This window comes from Lachnoclostridium sp. An131 (assembly GCF_002160825.1).
Taxonomy (GTDB): domain Bacteria; phylum Bacillota; class Clostridia; order Lachnospirales; family Lachnospiraceae; genus Laedolimicola.
In genome coordinates, this window is sequence record NZ_NFLI01000002.1 from 85,030 (window position 1) to 97,959 (window position 12,930).

At 50.8% G+C, this 12,930-nt stretch carries 15 protein-coding genes; 14 read left to right on the top strand and 1 reads right to left on the bottom strand.

The features are described 5' to 3' along the window. Window positions 1–99: 99 nt before the first annotated feature. From B5E77_RS02030 to B5E77_RS02050, 5 genes are all read left to right on the top strand, one after another. Window positions 100–333 (top strand): helix-turn-helix transcriptional regulator, encoded by a 234-nt coding sequence (locus tag B5E77_RS02030; RefSeq protein WP_087163727.1) that lies wholly within the window; start codon window positions 100–102, stop codon window positions 331–333. Window positions 334–429: 96 nt separating this feature from the next. Continuing rightward, on the top strand, window positions 430–1,212 hold the full coding sequence (locus tag B5E77_RS02035; protein ID WP_087163728.1) for an EFR1 family ferrodoxin: 783 nt from the start codon (window positions 430–432) through the stop codon (window positions 1,210–1,212). Continuing rightward, window positions 1,202–1,774, top strand: a complete 573-nt coding sequence (locus tag B5E77_RS02040) for a hypothetical protein (protein ID WP_087163729.1) — start codon at window positions 1,202–1,204, stop codon at window positions 1,772–1,774. Before B5E77_RS02035 ends, B5E77_RS02040 begins: the two co-directional genes overlap by 11 nt. 206 nt (window positions 1,775–1,980) lie before the next feature. Continuing rightward, window positions 1,981–2,499 carry an RNA polymerase sigma factor gene (locus tag B5E77_RS02045; RefSeq protein ID WP_087163730.1) on the top strand — a complete coding sequence of 173 codons (519 nt, stop codon included), beginning with the start codon at window positions 1,981–1,983 and terminating at the stop codon, window positions 2,497–2,499. Next, the gene (locus B5E77_RS02050; protein ID WP_087163731.1) at window positions 2,489–3,298 is read left to right on the top strand and encodes a hypothetical protein; all 810 of its coding nucleotides are present in this window, start codon (window positions 2,489–2,491) and stop codon (window positions 3,296–3,298) included. Before B5E77_RS02045 ends, B5E77_RS02050 begins: the two co-directional genes overlap by 11 nt. A gap of 22 nt (window positions 3,299–3,320) precedes the next feature. Here B5E77_RS02050 and B5E77_RS02055 read toward each other — a convergent pair whose 3' ends face one another. After that, window positions 3,321–4,301 carry a P1 family peptidase gene (locus tag B5E77_RS02055; RefSeq protein ID WP_087163732.1) on the bottom strand — a complete coding sequence of 327 codons (981 nt, stop codon included), beginning with the start codon at window positions 4,299–4,301 and terminating at the stop codon, window positions 3,321–3,323. Window positions 4,302–4,787: 486 nt separating this feature from the next. Between B5E77_RS02055 and rpmJ the strand changes: the two genes are divergently transcribed. The 9 genes from rpmJ to B5E77_RS02100 all read left to right on the top strand — a co-directional run bounded on the left by rpmJ (window position 4,788) and on the right by B5E77_RS02100 (window position 12,907). After that, window positions 4,788–4,901, top strand: coding sequence for a 50S ribosomal protein L36 (rpmJ, locus tag B5E77_RS02060; RefSeq protein WP_003497809.1), 114 nt, complete (start codon window positions 4,788–4,790; stop codon window positions 4,899–4,901). A gap of 317 nt (window positions 4,902–5,218) precedes the next feature. Next, entirely contained in the window at window positions 5,219–5,587 is a 369-nt protein-coding gene (rpsM, locus tag B5E77_RS02065; RefSeq protein WP_087163733.1) for a 30S ribosomal protein S13, read from the top strand. Between the two features lie 211 nt (window positions 5,588–5,798). Further along, window positions 5,799–6,191: a 30S ribosomal protein S11 gene (gene rpsK / locus B5E77_RS02070; RefSeq protein WP_087163734.1), complete on the top strand. Its 393-nt coding sequence runs from the start codon at window positions 5,799–5,801 to the stop codon at window positions 6,189–6,191. A gap of 18 nt (window positions 6,192–6,209) precedes the next feature. Continuing rightward, entirely contained in the window at window positions 6,210–6,803 is a 594-nt protein-coding gene (gene rpsD, locus B5E77_RS02075; protein ID WP_087163735.1) for a 30S ribosomal protein S4, read from the top strand. 60 nt (window positions 6,804–6,863) lie between these two features. Next, a complete protein-coding gene (locus B5E77_RS02080) occupies window positions 6,864–7,823 on the top strand; it encodes a DNA-directed RNA polymerase subunit alpha (RefSeq protein ID WP_087163736.1) in 960 nt (319 codons plus the stop codon). Between the two features lie 173 nt (window positions 7,824–7,996). After that, window positions 7,997–8,533: a bL17 family ribosomal protein gene (locus B5E77_RS02085; protein WP_087163737.1), complete on the top strand. Its 537-nt coding sequence runs from the start codon at window positions 7,997–7,999 to the stop codon at window positions 8,531–8,533. A gap of 269 nt (window positions 8,534–8,802) precedes the next feature. Then, window positions 8,803–9,996 (top strand): pyridoxal phosphate-dependent aminotransferase, encoded by a 1,194-nt coding sequence (locus B5E77_RS02090; RefSeq protein ID WP_087163738.1) that lies wholly within the window; start codon window positions 8,803–8,805, stop codon window positions 9,994–9,996. Continuing rightward, entirely contained in the window at window positions 9,986–11,467 is a 1,482-nt protein-coding gene (locus tag B5E77_RS02095) for an MBOAT family O-acyltransferase (RefSeq protein WP_087163739.1), read from the top strand. The genes B5E77_RS02090 and B5E77_RS02095 overlap by 11 nt, the downstream gene beginning before the upstream one ends. A 9-nt stretch (window positions 11,468–11,476) precedes the next feature. Next, the gene (locus B5E77_RS02100; RefSeq protein ID WP_087163740.1) at window positions 11,477–12,907 is read left to right on the top strand and encodes a hypothetical protein; all 1,431 of its coding nucleotides are present in this window, start codon (window positions 11,477–11,479) and stop codon (window positions 12,905–12,907) included. Window positions 12,908–12,930 lie beyond the last annotated feature (23 nt).

The window sequence follows — 12,930 nt, forward strand, 5'->3', positions numbered from 1 at the left end:
AGTCGTTGACAGATCTGTCTCTGCGTGATAACATGAAGTCAACTTCACAAGAAGCAAACTTCACATTGATAGGAGAGCATATTGATAGGAGAGGAGTGCATGAAAACAAGGGTGAGGGAATTGCGGACGGCGGCAAATATGACACAGCAGCAATTGGCCGATCTGGTTCATGTATCTTCGAGAACGATTATTTCAATTGAGAAGGAGCAGTACAGTCCGTCACTTATGCTGGCGTACAGGATGGCGCAGGTGTTTGGCGTTACAGTAGAGGATTTATGCTGTCTGAGGGAAAATAAGGAATTCGAGGATAAGCAGTATGAAGATTTACAATAAGAAGGCACTTGCATTTACTATATCATTGTTTGCAGAGATTTTTACTTATATGTACTATGAATCCAGAAATTAGGAGATACTGCTGGAGGAGAACTTATGATTCTATATTTTTCAGGAACCGGAAACAGCGAATACGCAGCGGAAAGAATTGGAAAAGCGACGGGTGACAAGGTCTTGAATCTGTTCGAGAGGCTGCGTGACGGCGACTGTTCCGGAATAAATTCAGAAAAGCCGTGGGTGATCGTGACACCTACCTACGCATGGAGAATACCGCGTATTTTACAGAAATGGCTGGAAAGGACAGAGCTGTCGGGAAACAGGGATATTTATTTTGTGATGACCTGCGGCGACAGCATTGGGAATGCAGGAAAATACCTGAAACCGCTGTGTGCGAAAAAGGGGCTGAACTACCGTGGATGTGCAAAGGTGGTGATGCCGGAGAATTATATTGCGTTGTTCCGGACTCCGTCAGAGAAAGAAGCCCTGGGGATTATCAGACAGGCTGAAGAGGCGATTGACCAGGCGGCTTCTGTGATTAAGAGAGAGGGAGCGTTTCCGGAGCCGGGTGTTACGCTTGGAGACAGAGTGAGCAGCGGAATTGTAAACGACATCTTTTATCCTGTAATTGTGCATTCGAAAAAATTTTATGTGACGGATGCGTGTATTTCCTGTGGGAAATGCGAAAGGGTCTGTCCGCTTCAAAATATTCATCTGAATCAAGGGAAGCCTGTGTGGGGAAACAGCTGTACTCATTGTATGGCCTGTATCTGCCGCTGCCCGAAGGAAGCGATTGAGTATGGAAGGCACAGTAAGGGGCTGCCCCGGTATACGTTTCCGAAGGAAAGCTTTAAAATGGAGGGCGAATGTGATGAAAAATAATAAAATCGCTGTAGTATTTCCGGGAGTGGGGTATCATGCAGATAAGCCGCTTCTGTATTACAGCAGAAAGCTGGCCGTGCAGTATGGCTATGAAGTAATCTGCGCGGAGTATGGGAGACTTCCGTCTGGAATCAAGGGAGACGCGAAGAAAATGTATGAGGCCTATGAGCAGGCGTCTGCCTATGTGGAAGAGCAGCTTTCAAGGATAGATTTTTCTTCCTGCAGCCATGTGCTGTTCCTGTCCAAGAGCATCGGGACGGCTGTGGCAGCGTCCTATGATAGGAAAAAACAGATTGGCGCAGGACATGTCTATTACACTCCGGTGGCAGCGTCGTTTCAGGCTATTGGGACGGAAGGGATCGTGTTCCATGGGACGGGCGACGACTGGGCAAAGACAGAGACCATCAAGGAGGAGTGTGCAAAGAGGGGACTGCCGCTCTTTTTGACGGAGCATGCGAATCATTCGATGGAAACCGGAGACGCGCTGCAGGATCTGGAGACCCTCAGGACAATTATGCAGGAGACAGACAGGTATATTCGGGAATTCTCCGCACGGCAATAAGACTGCCGGAAGGATATGTTCTGTGACTGTGCACGACAGCTTATAAAACGGAAAAAACGTCTTAAAGACAGCGGGCGATGTGCCGGAAATGTTGCTTTAAGGCGTTTTTTTATGTCTCATTTTCTGCAGCTGAGGTGTCTAATATGATGTAGATATCTTGATGGATATGCTGCTACAGGATACGGAGAACAGAAGGGAGGGAGCCTATGAATGAGCAGGAAAAGCAGCTGACGGAGCTGTACCACAGATACGGGACAGAGCTTCAAAGGCTTTGCTATCTCTATTTGAAGGATTATCATCTGTCAGAGGATGCAGTATCGGAGACCTTTCTGCGGGCCTGGGGAAAACTGCCCGGTTTTCGCGGACAGGCCTCGATGAAGACCTGGCTGACCCGGATCGCCATAAACGTCTGCCGGAACCGACTCAGATCTCCCGCTTACAGGGAACGGAGCATAGAGGAATTGACGGAAGCGGGAAACATATCGGAAGGGCTGAGGTCCTGCAGACCGGAAGAGACAGAGGAGCGTCTCTGGGTCAGCGGCGAAATTATGGCGCTCCCTGTGAAGTACAGAGAAGTGATTCTTCTATATTATTATCAGGAACTGACCGTGAAGGAGATTGCGCGGCTTCTCCATGTTCCTGCCAGCACTGTGGGAGGAAGGCTGAAACGGGCGAAAGCGATGCTAAGATCCAGACTGAAGGAGGGATATTTTGATGAAGCGTAATATAAAAGAAGAGATTGACAGGGAGCTTTCCTATATTCAGGCGGATGAACAGAAGCTTCAGAATATATTGGAAAGACGTCCGGAACAGCACAGGGGAATTTCGAAGGCGAGGGTTGCGCTCTGCGTGATGCTTCTGGTGCTTCTTGCATCTGTTCCCGTGTCGGCCAGCGTGCTGCGGACTATCCGGGGAACTACGCGTATCACAGAGGAAAACAGGGAGCTTGTAGGACAAAAGCAGTATGCAGTATCAGAGGATGCAGAAGAGGGAATCGGGCAGGAGCACGCAGGTACAGAGATGCCGGAGGTTTCTCCATACATGACGGCGGAAGCGGCGTCTGAGCAGACAGATGGAATTATCCGGGAGATCGGGCTGGACCGGGAAGGAAATCCCTGCCTTTATGACGGACAGATTATCACGGTGATTGAGCTGAACGAGGCTTCAGAGGGGAAAAGCTGGAAGATAGAACCGCTTCTTTCCGGCAATGGCGATGTCACTGTTTTTGCCAGGGGGAATGGAGAGGGGTGGTATCTTAAGGAGGGGCAGACCTTGACTCTGCGCTACCGGATAGATCCGTCAGAGGTCTTTGGGGGAGATGTGGAAAACGGAGAGACTATGAGTGTAGGGTATATCTGCAATCACACATTCCAGAGCGCACAGCTGCATGTGAAGGCCAAAGAGTTTTCCTATACGCTGACGGCGCCGGAGGATGGCGTTTACTACTTCTATAATGAAAATTTCTCCGCAGGATATATCTATCTGTCAGAAGGAGAGATAGCAGCAGGAGAGCAGGGCCGTTAAGGCCCTCTCCTGCCGCAGAGGTCTAAGAAAGCTTCCCGAGTCCCGGGTACCCATAAGCGCTTACAGCGCTTTCTACTGCCCGGATAACAGCCTCGCTTACAGCTTCGGCTGCCAGTGTTCCGGTCAGATCCTGGTCTGCCGGTATGTCTCCGACAGAAACGGCGTAGATGCTGTCCCCGTCGGCGGAGGTGTGTACGGGACGTATGGAACGGGCGTACCCGTCGTGTGCCATGCCCGCGATTTTGCACAGGGAGGATTTGTTGAATTTTCCGTTGGTGATGACGACGCCCAGGGTGGTGTTTCCTGTAAACTTGTTTTCTATGATTTCCGTATTGGCATACATCAGCTCTTCTGTGGAACGGAAGGACCTTTTATCTTCAGCCAGAAGCCCTGCTATTTTTCTGCCGGTTTTCCAGTCATAGATGTCGCCAAGAGCATTGACAGCTACGACAGCGCCCACCTGCAGCCCGCCGATTTGAAAGGCGCAGCTGCCGATGCCGGATTTCATGCAGTAATCCATGCCTGCAAATTTTCCCACGGTAGCCCCGCAGCCGGCGCCGAAATTTCCGTCCCGGTAGTTTCCTGTTCCGTTCGTTTCTGAATTCATACAGGCCTCGTACCCCATAGCACGATCTGGCCGCACATGCGGATCGCCTGTGGTCAGGTCAAACAGATCGGACTGGCATACAAGCGGCACCCTGAGGGAGGGGCCGACCTCAAAGCCGACCCCCCTCTCCTCCAGATACTGCATGACTCCGCCTGCCGCGTCCAGTCCGTAGGCGCTGCCGCCTGCCAGCAGAATTCCGTGGACAGCCTGTGCCGCCGCGAGGGGCTTCAGAAGCTCTGATTCACGCGACGCAGGCCCGCCGCCCCGGACGTCCAGGCCGGCAGCCATTCCCTTTTCTGAAAGAAATACGGTGCAGCCGGTTCCGGCTGCAGAGTTTTCGGCCTGTCCGATCCGGATTCCTTTTATTTCCTGAATGCTGATTTCTTTTTTTGTCATCTTCCCTTTCCTTCTCCTTTTCCCGTTTCCTTTTTGCGCTTTCCTTCCGTGTTTGCCGGAATTCCGGCTGTATCTGCTTATATGTATATCTAAGTATATCATTTGTGATGTTTGTTCACAATGGCAGGCAGCGGCGGATTGTTCCTGCCAGACGCTGTGCGCCAGCGGTCGCCACCTTCAAAGTGGAAATAAACTTTTCATTTCAGTGGAAAAAAGTTTTTGGCAAAATACAGAAAAAATGCTTGCATTCCAGGTTCTGTTATGCTAGACTACTATACGTATGATCTCTGCGGGGATTTTGCGCCTGTTTTTGCGCGCTTTTTTATGGGGCGCAGGACAGGAAAAAGTCCGAAAGCCGGATTTTATGCGGGATGTCCGAAAGAGGTCTGAAGCAAGAGACGCCTTGTTTTCCAAACCCCTTCCGCTTCAGAACCCAGTCGCCGGGAGGATGAGGAGAACGCAAGATGTGAAAGGAGGATTTTTACGATGAAGGTAAGATCATCTGTAAAACCCATTTGCGAGAAATGCAAAATCATCAAAAGAAAAGGTAGTATCAGAGTAATTTGCGAGAACCCGAAGCATAAGCAGCGCCAGGGATAATTCCGCAGACTGTGATTCTTGTGATAAAAATTTTGTGCGGCTGTGCATTGCGCGCTTGACAGGAGCAAAAAGGCCGGATTCAGCGGTCATGGCAGTCCCGGAAGGGAGAGCGCCAATGTATTTACAAAATAGATTTCACCAGGATTATTCACAATGATATTGCTTAAAACGGAGAAATGTGTATACAGAGTATCTGAAAGGCCGGGTCTTTATCCGGCTGGACGCGCGGGGAAAGCGTGTCTCATTTAGGAAAGTGTCAGCGGGCACCTATTAAAAAACGCCCGAACCCAATTTTTTCAAAATGGAGGAATAATCAAATGGCTCGTATTTCTGGTGTAGACTTACCGAGAGAGAAGCGTGTGGAGATCGGCTTGACCTACGTCTACGGCATCGGACGCGCAAGCGCCAACAAGATTCTGGAAGCGGCGAAGGTAAATCCGGATACCCGTGTAAGAGACCTGACTGACGATGAGGTCAGAAGAATCAGCGCAGTGATCGACGCTGACTATCAGGTAGAGGGTGACCTGAGACGTGAGATCGCTATGAATATCAAGCGTCTGCAGGAGATTGGATGCTACAGAGGTATCCGTCACCGTAAAGGACTTCCGGTTCGCGGTCAGAAGACAAAGACGAACGCGAGAACGAGAAAGGGTCCGAAGAGAACCGTAGCAAACAAGAAGAAATAGGCACCCCGCACTTAGCGAAAGCAAGCGCTTGGCGCGTCCCCCAGGGGACTTTCTCTTGGCCTTACGGCCAATTCACCTTGCAGCTTGAGGTTAGTGCGAAAGCCCACCCGGACACTTAATGAATGACGAGTGAAACGAGGAAATGAATTTAGTGACCGTGGTGTTTCCTGATTTTTTATTTTTAAGAAAGAAGAAAGTAGGTTAGTTTAAAATGGCGAAAGTTACAAAGAAAGTGACAAAAAAGCGCGTAAAGAAAAACGTTGAACGCGGACAGGCACATATTCAGTCATCTTTTAACAATACGATTGTAACGCTGACAGATACTGAAGGAAATGCTCTCTCCTGGGCAAGTGCCGGTGGTCTGGGATTTAGAGGTTCAAGGAAATCTACTCCGTATGCTGCACAGATGGCGGCTGAGACAGCAACCAAGGCAGCTCTGGTACATGGACTCAAGACTGTAGATGTAATGGTTAAGGGACCGGGTTCCGGCCGTGAGGCTGCAATCCGTGCACTTCAGGCATGTGGCCTTGAGGTAGTTAGTATCCGTGACGTGACACCCGTTCCGCATAACGGATGCCGTCCGCCCAAACGCAGAAGAGTCTAATTAGGAGGTAGAAGAGCAATGGCAGTAAATCGTGTTCCGGTTTTAAAAAGATGTCGTTCCCTTGGTCTGGAGCCGACCGTTTTAGGTATTGATAAAAAGTCAACAAGAGAGTTAAAGAGATCCAGCAGAAAGGTTTCCGAGTATGGACTGCAGCTTCGTGAGAAGCAGAAAGCAAAGTTCATCTACGGCGTTCTGGAGAAGCCTTTCCGCAATTACTATGAGAAAGCTGATAGAATGAAGGGCATGACAGGTGAAAACCTGATGATCATGCTGGAATCCAGACTGGACAACGTAGTGTTCCGTCTGGGCCTTGCCAGAACCAGAAGAGAGGCAAGACAGATCGTAGATCACAAGCACGTTCTGGTAAACGGCAAGCAGGTAAATATCCCGTCCTACCTGGTAAAGGCCGGCGATGTCATCGAGATCAAGGAGAAGTGCAAGAGCTCTCAGAGATACAAGGATATCGTAGAGGCAACCGGCGGAAGACTGGTTCCGGAGTGGCTGGAGTCTGATCTGGAGGCCCTGAAGGGAACTGTAAAGGAGCTTCCGTCCAGAGATGCTATCGACGTACCGGTAAATGAGATGCTTATCGTCGAGCTCTACTCCAAGTAAGCTGTAGCCAGACATTCGGCAGCGTAACACCCAGACCAAATATGAAGGAGGGGCCTTTTAGTGTTCGATTTTAATAAACCGAAAATTGAGATTGCAGAGATTTCAAATGATAAGAAATACGGGAGATTTGTAGTTGAGCCGCTTGAGAGAGGCTATGGTACGACACTGGGCAATTCCCTGAGAAGAATCATGCTTTCTTCGTTACCGGGTGCAGCAGTAAGCCAGGTAAAGATTGAGGGTGTTCTGCATGAGTTCAGTTCCATTCCCGGAGTAAAGGAAGACGTAACTGAGATCATTATGAATATCAAAAATCTGGCTATTCGGAATACAAGCGACAGCAGCGATCCGAAGATCGCCTACATCGAGTTTGACGGTGAAGGCGTTGTGACGGCGGCTGATATTCAGGCAGATCCCGATATTGAGATCCTGAATCCTGAGCTTGTGATCGCTCATCTGAACGGCGGCGCGGACAGCAAGCTGTACATGGAGCTGACGATTACGAAGGGCAGAGGCTACGTAAGCGCGGAGAAGAATAAGAATCCGGATCTTCCCATTGGCGTGATTGCGGTGGATTCCATCTACACGCCGGTAGAGCGCGTGAACATGACAGTTCAGGATACGCGTGTGGGTCAGGTGACCGACTTTGATAAGCTGACGCTGGATGTATATACGAACGGAACCCTGGTTCCGGACGAGGCAGTCAGCCTGGCTGCAAAGGTATTAAGCGAGCACCTGAGCCTGTTCATTGACCTGTCCGAGAATGCCAAGACCGCAGAGGTTATGGTAGAGAAAGAGGACAATGAGAAAGAGAAAGTGCTCGAGATGAGCATTGACGAGCTGGAGCTTTCCGTGCGCTCGTTCAACTGCTTAAAGAGAGCAGGAATCAATACAGTAGAAGAGCTTTGCAACCGTACTCCGGAGGATATGATGAAGGTCCGCAACCTGGGCCGCAAGTCCCTCGAGGAGGTACTGGCGAAGCTGAAGGAGCTCGGCCTGGAGCTGAACCCAAGCGAGGAGTAATACGCAGGCGCGGGTTTGCTTCCCGGATATCCCCGGGAGGTTCCGCCATTTCCGAGCAAAGAGTCTTAATAATTATGGAGGCTCCGGCCGTATAAGCATGACCGGAGCAGCCCTTCTCCAGTAAGACCGAAGATGCATGGGGAAGCGGTTCCACAGATGGAGGAAAAAGAAAGATGGCAAAGTATAGAAAACTGAGCAGAACATCCAGCCAGAGAAAGGCCCTGCTGAGAAATCAGGTAACGGCTCTTCTGGAGAACGGAAAGATTGTAACTACCGAGGCAAAGGCTAAGGAAGTACGCAAGATTGCAGAAGGCCTGATTGCCCTTGCAGTAAAGGAGAAGGATAACTTCGATACCGTTACTGTAACAGCTAAGGTAGCGCGCAAGGACAAAGACGGAAAGCGCGTGAAGGAAGTCGTAGACGGCAAGAAGGTAACCGTATACGATGAGGTAGAGAAGACGATCAAGAAGGATCAGCCTTCCAGGCTGCATGCAAGACGCCAGATGCTGAAGGTTCTGTATCCGGTAACTGAGGTTCCGGCTGCAGCTGCCGGCAAGAAGCGTAATACCAAGAAGGTAGATATGCCTGCGAAGCTGTTTGATGAGATTGCGCCGAAGTACGCAAACCGCAACGGCGGATATACCAGAATCGTAAAGATCGGCCAGCGTAAGGGCGATGCAGCGATGGAAGTGCTGCTGGAGCTGGTATAAGCAGAACGAAAAATCTATGATTTAGTCCGCGCTGGTCGTGGGCCGGCGGATGAAATACCCCCAGGGCAAAGGAGAAATCCGGAGCTCTGGGGGTATTTTTGCTGGAGATCCGGCACTTATTCCCATACAATTCTTGTCCTGAGGCTCTCGCTGTGCTACAATAAAAACAATATTCAGGTGATGAAGCAGATATCTGGGTTTATTTTCTGCTTTTCGGGAGACGATAGAGACACAATATATGGAAGAAGGAAACGAGGAGGATACAGAGTATGATTTCACAGGAGTGTTATGAATTGGGAAGCAAAAGCTCCATCATCAGAGAGATATTCTCGTACGGGCTGAAGCGGAAAGCCGAGGTGGGAGAGGACAGGGTTTATGATTTCAGCCTGGGAAATCCCAGCATCCCGGCGCCGGTGTCTGTGAAGGAGGCGATTCTGGAGCTTCTGAAGGAGCCGGCAGAGAATCTGCACGCCTACTCTCCGGCGCCGGGCGATCCGAAGGTCCGTGCTGCGATTGCAGAGTCTCTGAACAGAAGATTCGGAGAGTCCTTTACGGCGGATCATATCTTTATGACCTGCGGGGCGGCAGCTTCCTTAAGCATCTGCCTGAAGGCCCTGTGCAATCCGGGGGATGAGGTGATTACCTTTGCGCCCTTTTTTACGGAATACCGCTGCTGGGTGGAAGCCACGGGCGCTTCCCTTCAGGTGGTACCGCCGAGAATTCCGGATTTTCAGATTGATACGGATGTGTTTGAGGGGATGATCAGACCAAAGACGAAAGCTGTCATCGTAAATACGCCGAATAATCCTTCCGGAGTGGTGTATTCTGAGGAGACCGTTCAGCGCGTAAGCGAAATCCTGCGGAGAAAATCAGAAGAGTACGGCGCGCCGATCTATCTTATCACGGACGAGCCCTACCGGGAGATCGTATATGACGATATTCCGGTGCCTTATCTGACAAAATATTATGAGAATACGCTGGTCTGCTATTCCTACAGCAAGTCGCTGTCGCTGCCGGGCGAACGGATCGGCTACATTGTGATTCCTGACCGCATTGCGGATCATGAGCATGTAGCGCCCGCGATCGCGGGCGCGGCCAGAGTGCTGGGCTATGTATGTGCGCCGATCCTGTTTCAGAAGGTGATTGAGAGGTGTGTGGAGGATACGGGAGATTTGTCTGCGTACCGCCGCAACCGGGATCTTCTGATGGGCGGCCTGGAGAAGCTGGGATATACCTGCGTGCCGCCTCAGGGTGCGTTCTATCTGTTTGTGAAGGCTCTGGAGCCGGATGCCGTTGCTTTCTGTGAGCATGCGAAAAAATATGATTTGCTTCTGGTGCCGAGTGATGATTTCGGCTGCCCGGGCTACGTACGCATTGCCTACTGTGTATCTGAAAAAACGATTGTGAATTCAATGCCGGCCTTTGAGAGGCTGATGGAGGACTACAGAACGAATGCTGTTTAATTCCCTGCAGTTTGCTGTCTTTTTCCCGGTGGCAGCGTTAATCTATTTTATCATTCCCAGGAAGCTGCGCTGTATCTGGCTTCTGGCAGCCAGCTATGCTTTTTACATGAGTGCAGGCCCGAAATACGCGGTGCTTCTGCTGTTCTCTACGGCAGTAACCTTTTGCGGAGGGCTTTTGCTTGAAAGAGCGCCGGAAAACAGGAAAAAGACGGTGCTGGCTCTGACCTTTGCGGCGAGCCTGGCGGTGCTGGTTTTCTTTAAATATTTTGATTTCCTGCTGGGAAATCTGAATACGGTTCTTGGCATGCTGGGAGCCGGGCCTGTGTCCAGACCCTTCAGCTTTGCGCTTCCGGTAGGCATTTCCTTCTACACGTTTCAGGCGCTGGGGTATCTGGTGGATGTGTACCGGGGTGATACAAAGCCGGAGAAAAATTTTGTGCGGTACGCGCTGTTTGTCTCCTTTTTCCCTGTGATTCTTTCCGGCCCCATCGAACGTTCCACGAATCTGCTGCGCCAGATCCGGGAGCTGCCGGAGAAGAAGCTCTGGAATTTTGACCGTGTGGCGGGCGGCCTGGTTTTGCTGCTTTTCGGCCTGTTTCAGAAAATGGTCATTGCAGACAGAGCGGCGATTCTGGCCAATCAGGTTTTTGACAACTATCGGATGTATGAAATGTTTGGGCTGCTCGTGGGAGCCGTGGCCTATACGATTCAGATATACTGTGATTTTGCCAGCTATTCGATGATGGCGCTGGGTGTGGCTAAGGTGCTGGATTTTGGTATCATGGAGAATTTTAACACTCCTTATTTTGCGCGTTCTATGAGAGATTTCTGGCGAAGATGGCACATATCCTTAAGCAGCTGGTTTCGGGATTATCTCTATATTCCGCTGGGTGGAAACCGCTGCGGAAAGCTGCGCCGCTATTTCAATCTGATGGCGACCTTTCTGGTGAGCGGACTCTGGCACGGAGCCAGCTGGAGCTTTGTGGCCTGGGGAGGCATTCACGGCCTGTATCAGATTATCGGGTATGAGCTGAAGGGTGTGAAGGAGAAAATCAACAAAAGGCTCCATACAAAGACAGAGGCCGTCAGCTACCGCCTGGGACAGGTGCTTGTGACCTTTTTACTCACGGCCTTTGCGTGGATCTTCTTCCGTGCCCCCAGTATCGGGGATGCGCTTGGTTATATCCGGCGTATGCTGACGAAACCGGATCTCTGGTCCTTCTTTAACGGAGAGCTTTACAATCTGGGACTTGACCGGACAGAGATAAATGTGCTGGTTGTGAGTCTTGCGGTACTTTTCCTTGTGGAGCTTGTCCGGTATTTCAAACAACAGCTGCCGGATGCGTTTCTTGCGGAGCAGAATCTCTGGTTCCGCTGGGGAGTGCTCCTGGCGCTGATCGGCGCTGTGGCGGTCTTTGGCGTTTACGGGCCGGGTTATGATGCCCAGCAGTTTATTTATTTTCAGTTTTAGGAGTGTGCGATGAAGAAGAAAATAATCGGCACAGTGATATTTCTGGCGCTCGCGGCAGCGCTTCTGTGGAAGCTGAATGATGTGTTCCGTCTGAAGCAGGAGGACGGCGTGATACCGATGGAGCTTTTTTATGAGCAGGAGCCGGGAAGCATCGATGTGATGTTTTATGGAAGCAGCCATACGTATTCCGACATCAATCCGGCTGTTCTCTGGGAGGAAAAGGGGATTCCCTCCTATGATCTGGCCGGCAGCCTTCAGCCACTCTGGAATACCTATTATTATATGAAGGAGAGTCTGAAATACCAGCGTCCGAAGGTCATGGTAGTGGAGCTGGTGCGGGCGATAGAGAGCCGGGAATATATAGAAGAGGCCAGAACGATCACGAATACTCTGGGAATGAAGCTTTCGAGAGAAAAGCTTGAGGATATCCAGGTCAGTACGGCAGAGGAGAATGTGCTGGATTATCTGCTGGGATATCCGGTGTATCATTCCCGCTATACGGAGCTTTCACGGGAAGATTTTGAGCCGTATCTCGGAGATCCCCACGGCAGCGCTTCCAAGGGCTTTTATCCGCTTTTTGTGACGAAGTCCTTTGACAGCATGCCTGATATGAGCCAGGTGACGGAGAGCGATCCTCTCTCGGAGAAGACGGAGGAATATCTGAGAAAAATCATTGCTCTTGCAAAAGAAGAGGGAATCCCTCTTGTGTTTATGATTTCCCCTTATCAGGGAATCATAGAAAGTGAGCAGAGGATTTTCAACCGCTGCGCAGAGATAGCGGCAGAGGAAGACATACCGTTTTTGGATTTCAATCGGATGTATGAAGAGCTGGGAATTGATCCTGCCACAGACTTTGCGGAGGCTTCCCATCTGAACTACCGGGGCTCCGAGAAGCTCAGCTCCTGGCTGGCGTCCTGGCTGCAGGAGGAATATGGACTTCCGGACAGGCGTGGCGGCAGTCTTTACGCAAGCTGGGATGAGAACCTGGCCGACTGGAAGCAAAAGTATGAAAATCAGCTTGTCTATGAGGAGGAGGGCTGGTATGATCTGCTGCATCTCATTCCGGAAAGCGGAGACGGTCATTATACCTACGTGATTTCCCTGAATGGAAGCTATGACAATGGCGAACAGCCCCTGAAGGAGACGCTTGTCTCTGTCGGCGTGCCGGAAGTGATCGCGGAGCAGGGGGGCGTGTACGTCGCAGGAGCGGACGGTGAGACTGCGCTGCCGTCGGGAATGGACGGCTTTCTGCATCTGGAATTTGAGCATTCCGATCTGGAGCTCACAGTCAGTCCGGGAGGAATGGAATTCATCTATGAGGGCGAAAGCCAGATTCGCGCTGCAAATGGCCTGAATATCCTGGTGTATGACCATTTTACAGAAAGCCTGGTGACGGCTCTGGGCTTCGATGCAGATAACGGATACGCCTGTGTCCGGTAGGCCGATTGGATACCAGATCTGCC